The sequence below is a fragment of the Vibrio sp. Vb0667 genome (genome assembly GCF_033391095.1).
Window position 1 is genome coordinate 162,109 of sequence record NZ_JAWPOL010000004.1, and the last position, 16,954, is coordinate 179,062.

Genomic DNA, 16,954 nt, shown 5'->3' on the forward strand with positions numbered 1-16,954 from the left:
CTATCTCAAAAGAAAAACAATGCTTGGTGCATAAGTGTGAAGACGAATCGAGAATACACCACTCGTTCTGTTTGAGAGCGTATATACTGTTTTTAGAATCAATAATTTAAATGCAGTGGAAAATATGAAAGAACTCATTGTTCATACAGTTACGGTGTTTATGGGCTTCTTTGCCATCATGAACCCTATCGCCAATATTCCCATCTTTTTGAGTTTAACTGCTGATGAAGATAAAGAAACCATCCGTTCCATTGCGCTCCGCTCAGTCTTTATTGCATTTATTATCATCGCGATATTTTCTATTGCCGGTAAGTTAATTTTTGATTTGTTTGGTATCACGCTTTATGCATTGCGAATAACAGGCGGTATTTTGGTGTTTTTGATAGGTTTTAACATGCTTCAAGGTGATTCGACGCATCAGAAAACCAAAGAGAAGGCGTATTCACCAGCTCAGCAACGGGCGGCATTGAGTATTGCAGTGTCTCCATTGGCGATGCCAATATTAGCTGGGCCCGGAACGATTGCTACCGCGATGAACTTTGCGACAGCGGGTGGTTTCGATCAAACCATTATTACTATCGTTTCTTTCGCTGTCCTTTGTGTGATCACCTATGTACTGTTTTTGTTTGGAGACAAATTGGTCAAAGCGGTTGGACCAAGTGCTCTAAATGTTGTGACTAAAATGATGGGCTTAATTCTAGCGGTTATTGGTACTCAAATGTTTATTGATGGCGCGGGCGAAGCCTATAAAACGGTTTTCTCCTAGATTTCTCTTAGACCTTGCCACCTTGGTTAAGCCCGCAATTACATTTCTAACGGGTACGGATTTTTTGAACTTTAGTTTTCATTTTCTAAGAGAGAAATAAATAGACTTCACCTATTTCAATAATAAGAATATTCAATTGTTGTGATTGCACGAATTTCATTACTCTTTTGGCAAGGAGAATGGGGGAAATATGGCAACAAAAGCAATTGTAGTAGAAGGTGGCGCGATGCGAGGCGTCTTCGCAAGCGGAGTGTTAGATGCGTTTTTAGAGCAGAGTTATAAACCGTTTGATTTTGCAATCGGTGTATCTGCTGGTGCATCAAATTTGATTGGGTATTTGACCGACTACCCGCATCGCAGTATTAACGTCATTACTAAGCTGGCCACAAGCAAACGCTTTTTTGACCCGACTCGCTTCGTTAAAGGTGGGGACCTCATCGATGTGAAGTGGTTGTTTGAAGAATCTAATCGCTTGTATCCCGTCGATGAAAATAAACTGTTTAATGGCGTTCCTTTTCTCGCAGCGACAACAAATGTAGATACAGGGCAGGCAGATTACTATCGCGTGACACGTGATAATTTTCACCATGCGATTGAAGCGACAACAGCATTACCGATTGCCTACAAGCATACCCCTTGTTTTTCTGGTGGTTGTTATACCGATGGTGGGGTCGCTGATTCTATCCCAGTGCGTGAAGCTTATCGTCGAGGGGCTCGCGACATAACCGTAGTACTCTCTCACCCGCTGAATTATGCCAAAAAGCCAGTTAAGACCACATGGCTGATGAAGAAACTGTTTGCGGAGCACCCCAAAATGGCGGATGCGATGTTAAGACGTGCAGATAACTATAATCAATCATTAGAGTTTATTCGTAACCCTCCACCAGGAACACATGTTAGGGTAATTGCCCCACCAGATAATTTTCATGTTCAGCGCTTATCAATGCGACAATCCGTTTTACTAGAAGGGTATGAAATGGGACTGATTGAGGGGCGAGCGCATCTCACTAGTTTATCTGGTGTTCATGGTTTAGACCGGGAAAATTGTCATTTTTGCGTTTGATTATAAAAGAGCCTCATAGTGAGACTCTTTTGCATAACGTTCAAAGGGTGATTTAGTTGACTTTATCCCAAGCCATCTCCCAGTGTGAACCTATTCCAGGCTCGTAATGGTTTGCGCTTTCTTTCCACTGCATACAGTAACCAGAGTATGGGAAAGGTTTACATTGATAAATGCCCCCGTCGCTGGCAAGCACTTTTGTGCCCGCCGTGTAGTTAGATAGTCCTTCAGGGAAGACAAAATCGTACTCATCAGATGGTGGTGGAGTAACTGACTCTTCTTTTAAGTGAAAGTCGAGTGTTTGCTGATCCACCAAGTTGCCATCTTTATCCTTAATACGTGTTACGAGCATATGGTGACCCGGCTCCGATTTACTTAAAGTGAGCGATATCGCCTCTACCGAGCCGTCTTTCATTTCGTTTGCCCAACTTGCAAGTGGTTCGCGATGGTGGTTGTAAACGGTGAGTTCTGCATTTAAATCGCCTTCAGCAGTTAGTGTCAGATCCAACGTTGTCGGTGTTGACTCAATGATATATTCGTCTGCTAAGCCATCTACTGTGAGTGAGTATTCTGGAACAGGAGTTTCAATGTTATAGCCGATCTCTACTCGCTTAAGGCCGCTATTTGCTTGCAGATACACCGGATTAGTACCATAAACAGGAGTGAATTTATCCTCTGCATACTGCCCGGCTTTCAGTTTTGCTTGTTCTTGGTTTAGCTTAGTCGCGAGTGCGTAAGACCAGTTTTTCGCTTGGCCCATTGCTGCATCGGTAATTTCTAGTTCAGTTCTATACGCTATGTTTTCACCTGCTTGATCAAATACGCGCGTATAAACCGAATCCCCAATATTTAAATCCATTGTAGGAATAATTTGACCGCCTTGCTTCCAATCTGGAATAACGGGACTGTCACCATCAAATTTCACATCGATCACGTTATAAAATGAGGCTGCAGTGTCGCCAACATCCCATACTGCCAGGATGACATGGTATCCCTCGCGAGTAGGCACATTACATTGATGGCTTACCTGTTTCGGGGGTTGAACCATATTGCCGTCGACGACACAGAAAGGAGTTAGATCAAAAGAGTCTCGTGATAGTGAAGCGTTTGGGTTCCAATCAGGCTTGGTGATGTAATATTTCCAGTCGCGCGTCACGTGGTTAGCGGTAAATGTCCATTCAAAAGTTTGTGTGCCTGCTTGAATAGGACGTTTTACCCAACGGTCGGCAGTTTGCTCATCAAGGGCAGCTGCTAAAGCGGTTTCGGCACTCGCTATTTTACCATCGCGAGGCCCTGTTTCGGGAAAGCCATCAGGGCCTTCAACGCTTTGCGGTTCATATTGAATCGCACCGCAGTTATTATTTTTTTCGTTAGTATCTGGCGTTGGATACTTACATAGTGCCGAGCGACTTGCAGCGACACCACCATTGGTTTCTGATACATAACCGTGAGCCGCAGCACCTGAACTAATGCTTGCAAGTGCTAACGCGAGTACGGATTTGGTTGGAAATGATTTCATCACATGTCCTCTGTTATGGCTGACAAACTAATGTCACACCCCGGCGCATGCTGAGCATAAAGCAACGCTACAGCAACTGGACTTCTGTAACACTGCGTTATGGTAACCCCGCTATCATGCGCATTCTTTTAGATTTTTAAATGCTGACAGACCGGAAGCTTTGCGTCCCACCCTTTCGAATGGTTTGCCGAAATGTGATTGAGCAGCCAAAATTTAGCTTAAGAATTTACATGTGGAAAAGTAAACGTCACTGACATGGAATCCTGTTCTCAAATTGAAAGATAACGATATCTTAATCTCGTCAATATTATGCAGTATCGTCTTGCAAGGTATTGATTTTAATTTTGTTTTTATCTTTTTTATAACCATGGCGAATGAGTGGAGGTTTGTTGGGGATAAGTGAAGAGGAATCGTGCTAAGGGTGAAAGAAGTTCTGTCTAAAGGGCGGAGTGTACCGCCCTCTGAATGGTGTTATTTCGGCATGATGACAGTATCAATCACGTGAATGACACCGTTTTTAGCTTTCACATCGGTTGCAATGACATTTGCATCGTTAACCATGACTTTATCGCCCATGGTTTTAATCATCACATCTTGCCCCTGAACCGTAGTCGCTTTGTCTAGCTTAACAACATCGGCAGCCATCACTTTCCCTGGCACGACGTGATAAGTCAAAACAGATACTAACTTGTCTTTATTTTCCGGCATTAAGAGCATGTCGACTGTGCTGTCTGGCAGTTTTGCAAAAGCGTCATCCGTTGGTGCAAAAACAGTAAATGGGCCTTCCCCTTTGAGAGTGTCAACCAAGCCCGCTGCTTTCACCGCAGCAACAAGCGTATTGAAAGAGCCGTTTTCAGCGGCAACGTCGACAATATCGGCTTTCATCATGCCATGCTCATGAGCCTTGACGGGAAGCATAAAAGATAATGTCGCCATCAGTGTAGCCGCGATAACTAAGATACGTTTGAACATAGTGTGTTCCTTACTAGTTGAGGGTACAACGGGTTCCCTGGAGTGTGTTTGCATTTGTACGCATTGTCATTGAAAGATGATCATCGCGTCCTACTTTCTTTTGAGGGTCTAACATGTCGCGCAAGAATTCGTCTGCCTTCTTGTTTCACATCGGCTCGTTTCCGCCACGTCCATAAGCGCTCTCTTGCTGCCTTAGCTGCGTTGTCTGGTGCGATAATAGGTGCAAGGTAACGGCTATCTGGCTGCAATTGATACATGACAGCTTCCATTTGGGTCATTGTCCAGGGCTCGAATAAAAGAGGGGGAGGAACCATTTGTAACTCAGGTACCCACTTGTAGATGAACGTACCGTTAGGATCATGTTCTTGGGCTTGCTTGATCGGATTATAAATACGGATTGTGTTAGTCCCGGTTACTCCTGCTTGCATTTGGAATTGTGGGTAATGAATTCCGGGCTCAAAGTCGAGAAACAGTTGCGCTAAATGCGTTACACCTACTCGCCAATTCATGTTCATGTGGTGAGTAAGAAAGCTAACCAGCATGGCACGCATGCGAAAGTTAATGTAACCAGTGTGGTGCAAACAGCGCATGCAGGCATCAATCAAAGGTACGCCAGTATGCCCGGATTTCCATGCTGCTAACTTTTCTTCATCGAAAGTACTACTTTGTTTAATCAATGGTTCGTAAGCCCGATTAACGCAGTAAAACTCCATGTCGTATTCCGATTCGAATTTTTGGATGAAGTGACAGTGCCAATGAAGCCGTGAAGACAATGCAATTAAGCTGCGACGAAACCCAGCGACTTGCCAGTGTTTCAAAAGGTATTGATACACTTCACGCAAGGATATGTTACCCCAAGCGAGGTATGGAGAAAGTCGAGTACAGGCTGTGCGTGAGGCTGTGGGACTAGAAATGCTTCGATAGTAATCACGACCTCGACGATGGAAAAAGTCCTCTAGTGTTTTCCAAGCGAGCCGGCTTCCTCCCGTTTGCATTCCTTTGCATTTTGATAGCCAGGATGATGGTGGCGAAAACGAACAGCCGAGAGCTTCTGCATCCAATGAATGCAATAAGTCGGTTTGGAGCTCAATAGGGCTTATTGAGGCTCTCATGACAGAGTCCCAATGTTTGTCCCAACCTTGCCGGTTTTTTGCACCTCTGATAACAGCACCGTGTTCGAACTCAAACCAGTCGATGTTCTGCTCATACAGCCAAGCGGCAACTTGTTTGTCGCGCTCAAAGGTGCAGTTGAGTCCTATTTCTTGGTGAGAAAAAACAGCGTTGATTTGATATTGCGCTTGAATTGATTGGAAACATGCTAAGGTATCGTCATACAGCACCGTGATTCGATGCCCATACGCTTTGAGCGTCTCATCCATGTCTTGCAGTGATTGCCAAACAAATCGCCAGTGGCGCTCAGAATAGTGTGGGTTGTTCAATAGCAATGGTTCAACAATATACAAAAGCACAGTTGGGTGCTTTGTTGATAATGCTTGAGTTAGTGGTTGATGGTCAGTCAGCCTTAAATCTCGCTTTAACCACACGACATTGATTGTTTGCATCGGAATCCTCTTTGTTTCCGATGTTGTACGCAAGTAAACCGAAGAAATCTCATCCAATGATCGGTTTTATTCCACAAAACGTAGAGGTAACTTTTAGGGAGGTGACACATGGCAATAGCATTGAGTAAGTTACAAAAATACTTCTATGTGGACAAATTGGTCATTCATTCGCTTGATCTCGCATTGTATCAGGCATCTGTTGTGATTGATGGAGAAGCGCAATTTATCACTGATGACAACGGTATCTTTTTGAGGGCTCATTCCCTGATCGAGATGCAAAAGAAGTGCAGGAATATCAAAGCAAATAAGCAGGTCTTAGTGCATCAAAGTGCTTATGATGAAATGGTGGGGCTACCCGAAGGTAAAAGAGACAATCAACTAGAGGTATTGGTGAGGGATACAAAATTGTATTGAAAGAGTATTGGTGCGCAGTAAAAGCGAGCCACCTTACGGCAGCTCGCTAAATATAAGGAGAGTTAGGCTTAGTCTTGTTTACGCTGCGCTTCTTTTTGCGCGTACTTAGCGGCACGTCGAGCTTCTCTTTGCTTGGCACTTTCACCACCAACATGCTGCTCGCCTCGCTGCTCTGCAAGAACAATTTGTTTTTCACGCTCGCGGAATCGAGCAATTTGTTCTTCTGAGTGTTTGCCGTGACATTTTGGACAGCTCACGCCTTGCTCGAACAATTCTGACTGTTTGTCTTCTTCAGTGATCGGTAGACGACAAGCGTTACATAAATCGTAATCTGCTTTTTCTAGCTGGTGGTTCACTGCAACACGCCCGTCAAATACGTAACAATCGCCTTCCCACATGCTCTCTTCTTGAGGAACTTCTTCAAGATATTTAAGAATGCCGCCTTCTAGGTGGTAGACCTCATCAAAGCCCTGTTCTTTCATGTAAGCCGTTGATTTTTCGCAGCGGATACCACCGGTACAGAACATCGCAACTTTCTTGTGTTTTGCCGGGTCCATGTTTTCTTTTACATAGTCTGGGAATTCACGAAAGGTTTCAGTATTTGGGTTTACAGCGCCTTTGAATGTCCCGATCTCGATTTCGTAATCATTACGTGTATCGACAACAAACACTTCAGGATCAGCAATAAGATCGTTCCACTCTTGAGGTTTCACGTAAGTACCCACTACGTGGCGAGGGTCTATACCTTCAACACCTAATGTTACGATCTCTTTTTTCAGTTTCACTTTGGTGCGATTGAATGGCTGGGTCTCAGAATACGACTCTTTGTATACGGTGCCAGTCAAACGAGGTTCGTTGTTTAGCCACTCCAGTAGCGTATCAATACCTGCACGATCAGATGCAACAGTACCGTTGATACCTTCACTTGCCAGTAGTAATGTTCCGCGAATATGGTGTTTTTCCATCAACGCAAGTAATGGCTCGCGTAGCTCTTGATAGTTATTCAGCTCAACAAACTTGTACAGCGCACAAACTACATACTGACTCATGAGGTTTCCTTTAAAAATACAGGTGGTCAACGACCTTAAAATTTTAGCGGCACGAAGTATACCTGACTAAACTAGTCGGAAATACGGACAAATTATACGGATATTATGAGTAGGCGGGGCCTGGCGGTCTTTGATAGGGGGAGCCTGTCCGCAGGTGAAGCCGCTATGTGTTCAAATTATAAGCATTAATTATAGTGGGTTAGGTAGGTTGGAGCCGATACTTTTGGTTTAAATTTATGCTGTTATTCTCTTTTAGGCCCTTCAAAAAAGTTAGGCGCAAGAAGCACCAAGTAATCACCGGAGTCATTGACAAGGAAAGGACATGTCGCAGTTTTATACATGAGGTTGTGAGGGATAAAGGTTTAGGGACAAAGAGTGAATGACTGATCGCCATTGTTCATAAACCGCTATAAAACGCCTTTTCACCACATACTGAAAAGGCGTTTTTCTAACGTCTGCCGTGCTTATTTCAACGTAGCTGCGGTCTGTTTGCCCATGGCGATGAGCCTATCGAGAATACGTTCACCGTCGGCACGTAAACCGTTGTGCTCGTACTCATTGGTGATCCACGCTTTTGAATTTGGGATTAACGCGAGCGTCTCTCGGCTGATATCCATTTCAACAAACATATCATCGGCGTAAACGGCGCAACTGACAGGCACTTTGTTCTGAGCCAGTTGTGTTTGATCGTACAGCGCAGTCCAATCTTCTTTCGCTGCCAATATTTCTGCGGCGTCTTTTAGTGGCTTGAGGTTAACGTATTGGTCGAACATCCATGGGAAGACCATTTCCCCCGTAAAGTAAAATGGCTTGCCAGATTCATAATTAAACTCTGATCGGGTTTGGCGAACGCGGTGCGCACTCCAATTTGACGCGAAGCTTTGGCAGTAAATCGATTCATGCAAAATGGCGTAGATCGGATTGGTTTGGAAGTTTTGCTGCGCCAACATATCGTTTAAGAACTCATAACGAAGTTGTGGTTTGCCGTTCACTTCAATCAACGCGCTTTCTAGCCAATAGTAAGTTGGTAAGAAAGTATCACTCACACCAAAGTTGATGCCGATTTGTTGAAATTGCTCCACTGTGAAGCGTTGACCATTTGGTAGGTACTCTTCATTTTCCAGCAAGTGATTCGCAATGTTTTGGCAAAGTTGTTGCGCACTTGGAAATTGTTGGAAGAACGCTTGGTTTTTCTCCATGGTGCGTTTGAAAGTGGCTTCATACACATCGTCGGCATGACGTGAGACTGATGGCACGCCACCTGTGATGTAGCTTTGTAGCAAGCTGTCTGGGAACAAAGACAAATAGGTGAGGGAGCAAAACCCACCAAAGCTTTGACCTAAGATCGCCCATTTTTCGACGCCAAATTGCTCACGAATGTATTCCGCGTCGCGCACGATGTTATCCGCTCGGAAGTGGCTCAAGTAGTCTGCTTGTTGCTCTGGCGTGAGGTGAGCAAGCGTCTGGTGATTAATTACGCTGCTGTTGCCCGTACCGCGCTGGTCGAGAAGCAAAACTCGGTACTCTTGCAGGGCGCGTTTTACCCAGCCATTATTGCCGTTTTGACGTGGAGAGGGAAAGCCAGGCCCGCCCTGAAAGTAAACCAACCAAGGTTTGGTCGATTCTTCATCGCCAACTAGGCAAACCGAACGGGCGAAGACTCTAATGGTGCCTTTGCTTGCGTCTTGGTAATCCAGAGGAACGGTAAAACTGTGGGGAGTGTAATGCAATCCTGCGTCGATAAATGATTGAGCGTTCATTGTTATCTTTATTTCCTTATTGAGGGGTAGCGCTACTTTACTGCGAATGGCGCGAAGAACCAACGCTATTTCCCAATTGCCTCTTCAGTTCTATACCTTGGTCAAATCAATGTAAGTTCAAGAAAATGAAACGATTAGCGACTGGTGCAACTGGTTGAGTGAGCTATGCTCAATAGAGTTGCGACAAAGTAAGAGCATGGAGGAAGTCGGATGAAAGTGTCACTGGCTCGATGGACAATTGTGACTTGTTTAATAAGCGTACCTACTTTTGCCGTTGTTACGCCCAACCCACCTCAGTTACAGGCAAAAGGCTACGTATTAATGGACTTTCAATCCGGTGCCATTATTGCCGAGTATAACGGGCGAGCAGGCCTTGCTCCGGCGAGTTTAACCAAGTTGATGACCGCTTATGTAGTTGGACAAGAAATCAAAGCGGGGCGTTTGAAATGGGATGATGTTGTCACCGTGAGCGAAAACGCGTGGTCGGCCAAGTTTCCCGGTTCTTCTAAAATGTTCATCAAACCGAAAGATGAAATTAGTGTTGCGAACTTAATGCGCGGCGTGATCATCCAATCAGGAAATGACGCGTGCGTTGCACTGGCTGAGCATGTTGCAGGCAGTGAACGCGGCTTTGTTGCCTTGATGAATGGTTGGGCGGAGAAATTAGGACTGCAAGACACCTATTTTGTGAACTCCCATGGTCTTGATAGTGATGGCATCCAAACCTCACCAACCGATATGGCAAGACTCATGCAGTCGATCATCAGCGATGTTCCTGATGTGTACGCGCTATACAGTGAGAAAGTCTTCAAGTGGAACGACATTACGCAGTACAACCGCAATAAGTTGTTGTGGGACAATTCCATTGATGTCGACGGGGGAAAAACCGGCTACACCAGCAATGCCGGATACAGCTTGGTGAGCTCGGCCAAAGAAGGAAGAATGCGCCTTATCTCGGTGGTGATGGGTACGCCAAGTAAACAGGCTCGGATCAGCCAATCGAAGAATCTACTCAGCTATGGTTTTCGCTTTTATGACACCAAGCAAGTTGCTAAACAGGGGGAAGTTGAGTCTAAAGTTCGCGTTTGGAAGGGAAATGCTAATCAAGTTGAGGCGATCTTTGCTAAAGATGCCTATCTCACTCTGCCTCGTTCAATGACGGCTGGGCTTGATAAGAGTGTGGTGTTAAATGAACCGTTGATTGCGCCGATCGCGCAAGGAGATGAGATTGGTAAGGTCGTTTGGAAAAGCGATGACAGTACCGTGGCGAGTTATCCCTTGGTCAGCAGCCAAGCGGTAGAAGAGGGCTCGTGGTTTGGTCAGCTTTGGGACAGTTTGGTGCTGTGGGTGAAATCATTCTTTAGCTAGAATAAAAACGAGCAGAAGTTTCTTTCTGCATTCTTTTGTTGATGACCGCCCAGTCATAACGCTGGGCGGTGTCTTATTTAACGGTTTATTCCGACAAGGTGATGATTGGTAAATCGTCCCAAATCTTACTTTCATCCGATGCGCCACCGGAGAAGTTCCAAGGGCCTTTGTTTTGTTCTAGCGGACGGTAAGTTGCCGAAAGGCCGTCTAAGTCCCAAGTCGTCACATAGAATCGAATGCCATCCAGTGAATCAGGTCGACCCAGCGCGTCACTCGCAAAGTCCATCGAAATAGTGTTATTGGCTTTGTCTACTGTCACTGTTGGTGCTGGCGTGACCGCTTCTCCCCATGTCGTCGCATTTGCTCCTTTGGTGTTGTAAATCGAGCTTTGCCAGCCAAAAACAACCGCATTACGACTCCAGGTTCCGCTTGGCATAGAAGCGTTGATCTTCGGTAGCTCAGACAAGTTAGTTGCGGCTTCTTCAGGTAAATCCATAAAGATGGTGAAACCTACGTGGTCGAAGCCGTTTGGTGGCAACCAAGTGTCGGTGATGTTGTCCATGGTGAAGGTCAAACGTACGTTACTGCCAACGGTAAATACCTCAGCTTTGTTGATTGCGAGTTGGCTATTGTTTTTATCGAATGTTGGATCCGTTGGTAGCGAATAGTTACCGTTAGGACCGCCCATGCCATCTTGCGCATCACCCGCGTCATCAATAGTGTCGTCTGGCGTGTTTGACCAGCTTAAGTCCGACACAAAGTTAACATCTTCAATGCCAGCTTTTTTCTCAGTAGAATAAATCGCGAAGCGGTGTTGTTGTTCGCCAATTGCAAAGTGACGAGTCGACAGCGTGACACTAAACTGACCATCAGCGCCTGCAGTAATGGCTTGCGCTGTTTCTAAGTTACCATCGACGACAAGGTTCAACTTCTCGTTGGCGTTCGCACTACCCGCGATAACAATATCACCAGTGATGGTTTTTCCTTCCCAATCCTGCGCCAGTTGGATGTTGAGGTCTGGGGTATCTACCGATTGGGTATCGTTAGTTTTAGAGTAAATCACGGCAGATTTGGCTGGTAGCTCAAGGGTTACGTGACCGTTTTCATCTGCGATTAACTGCTCTGGAGCGTCTACCCAGTTCGACATGATTTGTTGTTTGAAGACGGTGCCACCAACTTGTTCTACATCGAGTTGGTTCATCAACATCGGCGAGTTGGATGTATTCATCACAACCAAGACTTCGTCGTTATCCAACGTTCGAGTAAAGGCGAACACGCCCGCGCCCGCTTTATCGCTGCCAATCACTTTTATTTCACCACGTGTCATGACTTTGTTTTCAGTGCGTAGCTTGGCAAGTTCTTGAATAAACAAGTACATCTCACTGTTTTGGTCGAACGAGTCTACGTAGTTGCCATCTTCACGGTACCCTCCGGCGAACATCGCATCGCGCGCCGCTGACATCGCCTGTTCTGTCCCTTGGTAAATCACAGGGATACCCGGCACAGCCATCATTGTGATCAGCGCTTGCTTCATATCATTGACACTGCCTTGTGATAGAAAACGTGGCATATCGTGGTTATCAATGAAGTTCGGCATGATGTATGGATTCGGGAACATCGCCATCATTTTTTCAAGACGGAAGCGTAGGTAATCGGTCGGTTGTCCTGCTGCAAACACGCGAGTCATGGTTGCTTGCAATGGGAAGTTCAACACCGAGGTTAACTGCTCCGGCGAGCCGCTTTCGCCGATGTAAGTCAGCATCTTCTCTTCGCCTTCTGTGTTGTAAGGCGTAGATGTTTCGAAGACTTCACCAAAGGTCAGGAAGTTATCGCGACCAGTATCAACCGCTTGAGTCATCACACCATCGTCGGCGTGCAGGAAGTCGTTCCAGAAATCGTGCTCAACAAACTTCACGGTATCGATACGGAAACCGTCAACGCCCACTTCGCGGATCCATTTTCGGTAGCTCTCTTTTAAATAAGCGCGTACTTCAGGATCGGACGTATTTAGATCATCCAGATCCGACAGTTGCCAGGTTTTTTCTTGGACGGGATCGTTGTGGTCGGTGATGCTTGGCGTCCAGTGGTAAATGCCAGTACCGTCTTCTTTACACTCATTCATGTTGAGCGGATAAGGCAGTTCTTGCCCTGCTGGCAGCGCATTTTCAATCAAACGGAAACCTTGGCAAGGTAGGCTAGGGTCGTAATAGTATGGGTCATCGTAAGTGAAGAAGTTACCTACGTGGTTGGTCACGATGTCTTGAATCAAGAACATATTACGAGCGTGCACTTCTCGCGCTAACGCTTGGTAGCTTTCCATGTCACCAAAGTGCTCATCCACTTTTTGGAAATCACGCGCCCAGTAGCCGTGGTAGCCGCCGTAGTTTTGCTCGGCATCCCACCATTGGTTTGCCACTGGCGGTGTAATCCAGATAGAGGTAGCGCCTAGGTCTTCGATGTAGCCCAGTTTGTCACTGACACCAACCAGGTCTCCACCACTGAATTTCTTGTCTGAGGTAGGATCGTATTCATTCTGACCTTGATCGTTAAGCGTGTTGTCGCCGTCGTTAAAACGGTCGATCATCAAGAAGTAAATGATCTGGTCTTGCCAATCAGGAGATGCCACGTGGCTTCCTGTATCGGTTGGCGTAGTTTCATCGCTACCACAGCCAGAAAGAGCTAGGGCGATCGCTATAGGGAGTATTTTTATTTTATTCATAGGGTTAGGTAAGGTTTCAAACACGGTTTTTGTCTCCGTTGTGCAGCAATGCGGAAACGATAAATCAAAGGTTTGAAATTGAGAGTGTCATTTCACGCCAAAAGAGACGTGAAATGATGTCACGAAGTGCTGAATTTGAACTGTGCTACATATTTAACTGAGTGGTTGCACAATTGGGTATTGAATCGGGTAATGGTCTTTGGCTAACTCATTACCAGAATGATCATAGAGTCGGAATCGACACTGTTTAGCCGTTTGGGTGAGGGGAAGTTGTAGCGCCCAGCATGTGTAATCTTCTGCATTCTGAGTTTGGCTCATTGCGTGCAGAGCTGGCGCGTCACCCACGTAGCAATCGATCTTCGCTACGTCTTTTAATCTACACGCGAGTTCCACAAACAAGGTGTACTGAGTGCCGAGTTGGATAAGTTGTCTTGTCGGGACAATGTATTCCGTTGCGCCAATTAAAAGCCCCTTGGAGACCACATAGTCACGCTGGTGGTTATTCTCAATGTAACGTTCCCCATCGACTTCATAACAAAGGCGAAAGGTAAGGGGGTGCGCTACCGGAAGTTCGGTCGTTGCCCATAGTTCGGTGCCATGACTTAAAAAACGCTCGAAGAAAGCGGGGTAGCGCCGCCATGCGCCATCACGGTCACGGCATTCTACCGAGACCACTTTCTCAAACGCAATATTGTCCACTTCCATCCAGATTTTGCCGACAGGTTGGTCGATATGGTTATCGTCGAAGGTATTGGCTTTGGCGTAGTACAAGCGGATGGGCTGGTTATTGAGATGAGTGCGGTTATCCAAGCACTGCTGGCGATATTGCATTGGCGAAAACGGATACCAACGACGAAAAGTGCGGTGAAAGTTCGATGGTTCTTCATAACCAAGTTGATAGGCGATTTGCTGCGTTGTGAGTTGGGTGTCGGCAAGCAAAGTGAGTGCTTGATTTCTTTTAGCGAAATCAATGCATTGAGAGTAGCTCATTTGCTTTTCTTGCAGTCGACGTTGCAAGGTGCGTTTGGAGACGCCCAGTTGCCTTGCCGCTTGCTCTAACTTGAGCGCGTAATTGCTGTTTTTGATGAACAAGGCGTTCAAAACACTCAGCAATTCGGGTTGCTCAATTGGTTGGTGAGAAAGCAGCAAGTAAACATGTTTCACCAAATCAAACACGCTTGAACTCGTTTTAGAATCTCGCGTTTCCTCTAGAAAAATATTGGCCGCGAGTGGATTGTTGGCGTGAACTTGTACCTGTATTGATTCGCTTAACTCAAGCATTTCCAACTGCATTTTGAGCAAGCCAAACACCGACTCCGCCCAATTTGGCATATCGCCCGTTCTACATTCGACTTGCAGATGGATTTGGGCATCACCATGTTGCAATGTGACGTACAAACGGCGGTCGAATAATGAGACACTTTTACTCCACCAAAGCAGCCCTTCTTGGAGGTTAGGCGCTTCTTTCAACATCATGCATTGCAAGGCCACCAACTTCTCAATGTGCCAATATTCGCCGGCAATTCGAAGGTGATTGTGACCGAGCTTTTTGCACAGAAAGGATGTAATAACGTTATCTTGAGGCAGCATGAGTTGAGTTTGGTTGCGAGCAAACATGCATTATTGCCGAAAAGATGAAGAAGTTCAGTGAGAACGCTCAAAGCCTTTCTTATCGTTTTATTTTCAAATTTATTTTGAAAATGTTTTTAATCGAAATCGGTTTTTCCCTTTATCTCATGAGGTTATGCTGTTACTCAGCTTAAACTCATTAATTGGAGAGCCTCATGGATATCGTACAAGCTGCAAAATCTCGTTACTCAACGAAAGTGTTTGACCCAACGCGCAAGCTATCTCAAGAAAAAATCGATGCAGTTAAAGAGCTGATTCGTTTTAGTCCATCGAGTGTGAACTCTCAACCTTGGCATTTCATTCTGGCAAGCACAGAAGAAGGCAAACAGCGCATCGCTAAAGCGGCGCAAGAGAACTACGCATTTAACGCGGCGAAGATTCTCAACGCTTCTCACGTATTGGTGTTTTGTGCGAAAACAGGCATTGATAACGACTACATTGAAGCGCTAATGGTGCAAGAAGAAAAAGATGGCCGATTCCCAACTGAAGAAGCGAAAGCGGCTGTACGCGGTGGTCGTAGCTACTTTGTGAACATGCACCGTTTTGATCTGAAAGATGCGAACCATTGGATGGAGAAACAAGTTTACCTCAACGTGGGTACGTTTCTGTTGGGGGCTTCGACGTTAGAAATTGATGCAGTGCCAATTGAAGGGTTTGATCCAAAAGTGCTGGATGAAGAATTTGGCTTGCGTGAAAAAGGTTACACTAGCGTTGTAATCGTGCCGCTTGGCTACCACGCGGAAGATGACTTCAACGCGAAAACGCCAAAGTCTCGCTGGGACGCAGAAACCGTATTCACCGAGATCTAATTCGAGCTTACTTACAGGTGACGTAGAACCCCGTAATCAATATATAAATCGCAAAAGAGTGATAAAACGATGATCCACTTAGTCGCAGAAGTGAAAGCCTATCCAGACCGTAAGGATCAGGTGGCGAATTTGCTTTCTGGTTTACTAGAGCCAACTCGCAAAGAAGAAGGCTGTTGCCAATACGAGTTGTATCTCGACGAGAAAGTTGAAGGCCTATTTATGTTCCAAGAAATCTGGGCATCGCAAGAGGCCTTGGATAAGCATTTGCAAAGCCCGCATATGGCGACGTTTCTTGAAACATTGGAAGAGAATGATTGGGTTGAATATACCCAGATTCGTCCTCTTCGATTTATCGCCTAATTACAGAAGGTTGCCAGCACGTTGGCGCGTTGCTGGCAGCATTTTTGTTGGATAAAGTCGCGGAAAGTCCGAATCGTTGGCGTCAATAATCGACGATCGGCGCACACCATGTAGAGCGGCACTGGGCCGCAATCCCACTCTGGTAACACTCGCACCAATCTTCCCTCGATTAAGTCTCGGCTGATGTCCATCAATGATTTATTCGCAATGCCTTTGCCTTTGATCGCTAACCGGTGTGGCAAGTCACTATCGTTGCTCAACAAGTTACCGCTGACCACGATTTGTTCTTTCTCGCTGCCACGCGTGAGCGTCCATTTGTTGTAGACCGAATCCGCGACCATGTAGCACAAGCAGTTGTGTTGCGTTAAATCGGCAGGAGAGGCGAGTTCTGGATGTGTAGCTACGTACTCTGGCGATGCACATAATATCCGTTCATTTGACCCACATAATGCCAATACGACCAGATTGGAGTCGGCCGGCTCGCCGTAGCGAATCGCAATATCGACAGGCTTGGTGTACATATCCGTCAAGCTATCGGACAGCTCTAGTTTAATGGAAACATTTGGGTAGAGACCGATGAACTCATCCACCCAATCGAGCAACATATTGCGACCAAAATCGGAGGGTGCAGTAATATGCAGTTGACCAGATAACTCGCCACGCGCGCTTGAGATCTGATCCAACCCCTCTTGCAATGTTGCCAACGCTTGCGTGGTTTTGTCTAAAAACAGTTCGCCCTCTGAGGTTAAACGCAGGCTTCGGGTGGAACGCACAAACAGTGGGAAACCGATTTGCCCTTCAAGACGCTTAATCGATGCGCTAATGGCGGCAGGTGTCATGTCCATGCTGTTAGCGGCTTTTGAAAAGCTGCCTTGGCGCGCGGTTTCGACAAAAATATTGAGGTCGTTGAGGGCTTTCATAATGAAAAGGGCTTTTAAGAAGTTTGGGCTACTATAGGGGAGAGTCG

Annotated in this window: 14 protein-coding genes and 1 riboswitch; of the genes, 6 read left to right on the top strand and 8 right to left on the bottom strand. The window is 45.9% G+C overall.

Annotation, left to right across the window (positions count from 1 at the left end):
• Positions 1–124 precede the first annotated feature (124 nt).
• Both R8269_RS07395 and R8269_RS07400 read left to right on the top strand, forming a co-directional pair.
• Positions 125–766 carry a MarC family protein gene (locus R8269_RS07395; protein ID WP_005374889.1) on the top strand — a complete coding sequence of 214 codons (642 nt, stop codon included), beginning with the start codon at positions 125–127 and terminating at the stop codon, positions 764–766.
• Between the two features lie 190 nt (positions 767–956).
• Positions 957–1,829 (top strand): patatin family protein, encoded by an 873-nt coding sequence (locus R8269_RS07400; RefSeq protein ID WP_017634445.1) that lies wholly within the window; start codon positions 957–959, stop codon positions 1,827–1,829.
• A 52-nt stretch (positions 1,830–1,881) separates the two neighbouring features.
• On the opposite strand, the gene gbpA is transcribed toward R8269_RS07400, so the two are convergent.
• From gbpA to R8269_RS07415, 3 genes are all read right to left on the bottom strand, one after another.
• On the bottom strand, positions 1,882–3,345 hold the full coding sequence (gene gbpA, locus R8269_RS07405) for an N-acetylglucosamine-binding protein GbpA (RefSeq protein ID WP_318222492.1): 1,464 nt from the start codon (positions 3,343–3,345) through the stop codon (positions 1,882–1,884).
• A 98-nt stretch (positions 3,346–3,443) separates the two neighbouring features.
• Positions 3,444–3,544, bottom strand: a riboswitch (cyclic di-GMP riboswitch).
• A 272-nt stretch (positions 3,545–3,816) separates the two neighbouring features.
• Positions 3,817–4,317 carry a fasciclin domain-containing protein gene (locus R8269_RS07410; RefSeq protein WP_318222493.1) on the bottom strand — a complete coding sequence of 167 codons (501 nt, stop codon included), beginning with the start codon at positions 4,315–4,317 and terminating at the stop codon, positions 3,817–3,819.
• Positions 4,318–4,397: 80 nt separating this feature from the next.
• On the bottom strand, positions 4,398–5,879 hold the full coding sequence (locus R8269_RS07415) for a cryptochrome/deoxyribodipyrimidine photo-lyase family protein (RefSeq protein ID WP_158155513.1): 1,482 nt from the start codon (positions 5,877–5,879) through the stop codon (positions 4,398–4,400).
• Positions 5,880–5,987: 108 nt separating this feature from the next.
• On the opposite strand from R8269_RS07415, the gene R8269_RS07420 reads away from it, so the two are divergent.
• Positions 5,988–6,293 (top strand): DUF6482 family protein, encoded by a 306-nt coding sequence (locus R8269_RS07420; protein WP_017634442.1) that lies wholly within the window; start codon positions 5,988–5,990, stop codon positions 6,291–6,293.
• 68 nt (positions 6,294–6,361) lie between these two features.
• On the opposite strand, the gene R8269_RS07425 is transcribed toward R8269_RS07420, so the two are convergent.
• Both R8269_RS07425 and R8269_RS07430 read right to left on the bottom strand, forming a co-directional pair.
• Positions 6,362–7,342, bottom strand: coding sequence for a rhodanese-related sulfurtransferase (locus tag R8269_RS07425; protein ID WP_017820145.1), 981 nt, complete (start codon positions 7,340–7,342; stop codon positions 6,362–6,364).
• 464 nt (positions 7,343–7,806) lie between these two features.
• Complete coding sequence (locus R8269_RS07430; protein WP_238967389.1) at positions 7,807–9,102, bottom strand: alpha/beta fold hydrolase; 1,296 nt, start codon at positions 9,100–9,102, stop codon at positions 7,807–7,809.
• A 210-nt stretch (positions 9,103–9,312) separates the two neighbouring features.
• On the opposite strand from R8269_RS07430, the gene R8269_RS07435 reads away from it, so the two are divergent.
• A complete protein-coding gene (locus tag R8269_RS07435; protein WP_085569404.1) occupies positions 9,313–10,470 on the top strand; it encodes a D-alanyl-D-alanine carboxypeptidase family protein in 1,158 nt (385 codons plus the stop codon).
• An 85-nt stretch (positions 10,471–10,555) separates the two neighbouring features.
• Here the strand turns inward: R8269_RS07435 and R8269_RS07440 are convergent, their stop codons facing one another.
• Both R8269_RS07440 and R8269_RS07445 read right to left on the bottom strand, forming a co-directional pair.
• A complete protein-coding gene (locus tag R8269_RS07440; protein WP_258643563.1) occupies positions 10,556–13,213 on the bottom strand; it encodes an alpha-amylase family glycosyl hydrolase in 2,658 nt (885 codons plus the stop codon).
• Positions 13,214–13,342: 129 nt separating this feature from the next.
• Positions 13,343–14,806 (bottom strand): helix-turn-helix transcriptional regulator, encoded by a 1,464-nt coding sequence (locus R8269_RS07445; protein WP_238967391.1) that lies wholly within the window; start codon positions 14,804–14,806, stop codon positions 13,343–13,345.
• A gap of 167 nt (positions 14,807–14,973) precedes the next feature.
• Between R8269_RS07445 and nfsB the strand changes: the two genes are divergently transcribed.
• Positions 14,974–15,627 (top strand): oxygen-insensitive NAD(P)H nitroreductase, encoded by a 654-nt coding sequence (gene nfsB / locus R8269_RS07450; protein ID WP_238967392.1) that lies wholly within the window; start codon positions 14,974–14,976, stop codon positions 15,625–15,627.
• Positions 15,628–15,696: 69 nt separating this feature from the next.
• A complete protein-coding gene (locus R8269_RS07455) occupies positions 15,697–15,987 on the top strand; it encodes a putative quinol monooxygenase (RefSeq protein ID WP_017820150.1) in 291 nt (96 codons plus the stop codon).
• Here the strand turns inward: R8269_RS07455 and R8269_RS07460 are convergent.
• On the bottom strand, positions 15,984–16,907 hold the full coding sequence (locus R8269_RS07460; RefSeq protein ID WP_042521707.1) for a LysR family transcriptional regulator: 924 nt from the start codon (positions 16,905–16,907) through the stop codon (positions 15,984–15,986). The two genes, R8269_RS07455 and R8269_RS07460, sit on opposite strands and share 4 nt — an antisense overlap.
• Positions 16,908–16,954 lie beyond the last annotated feature (47 nt).

Coding starts and splice junctions, on each gene's coding strand:
- R8269_RS07455 (WP_017820150.1), top strand. CDS start 15,697: ATGATCCACTTAGTCGCAGAAGTGAAAGCCTATCCAGACCGTAAGGAT.
- R8269_RS07410 (WP_318222493.1), bottom strand. CDS start 4,317: ATGTTCAAACGTATCTTAGTTATCGCGGCTACACTGATGGCGACATTA.
- gbpA (WP_318222492.1), bottom strand. CDS start 3,345: ATGAAATCATTTCCAACCAAATCCGTACTCGCGTTAGCACTTGCAAGC.
- nfsB (WP_238967392.1), top strand. CDS start 14,974: ATGGATATCGTACAAGCTGCAAAATCTCGTTACTCAACGAAAGTGTTT.
- R8269_RS07430 (WP_238967389.1), bottom strand. CDS start 9,102: ATGAACGCTCAATCATTTATCGACGCAGGATTGCATTACACTCCCCAC.
- R8269_RS07420 (WP_017634442.1), top strand. CDS start 5,988: ATGGCAATAGCATTGAGTAAGTTACAAAAATACTTCTATGTGGACAAA.
- R8269_RS07445 (WP_238967391.1), bottom strand. CDS start 14,806: ATGTTTGCTCGCAACCAAACTCAACTCATGCTGCCTCAAGATAACGTT.
- R8269_RS07435 (WP_085569404.1), top strand. CDS start 9,313: ATGAAAGTGTCACTGGCTCGATGGACAATTGTGACTTGTTTAATAAGC.
- R8269_RS07460 (WP_042521707.1), bottom strand. CDS start 16,907: ATGAAAGCCCTCAACGACCTCAATATTTTTGTCGAAACCGCGCGCCAA.
- R8269_RS07395 (WP_005374889.1), top strand. CDS start 125: ATGAAAGAACTCATTGTTCATACAGTTACGGTGTTTATGGGCTTCTTT.
- R8269_RS07425 (WP_017820145.1), bottom strand. CDS start 7,342: ATGAGTCAGTATGTAGTTTGTGCGCTGTACAAGTTTGTTGAGCTGAAT.
- R8269_RS07415 (WP_158155513.1), bottom strand. CDS start 5,879: ATGCAAACAATCAATGTCGTGTGGTTAAAGCGAGATTTAAGGCTGACT.
- R8269_RS07400 (WP_017634445.1), top strand. CDS start 957: ATGGCAACAAAAGCAATTGTAGTAGAAGGTGGCGCGATGCGAGGCGTC.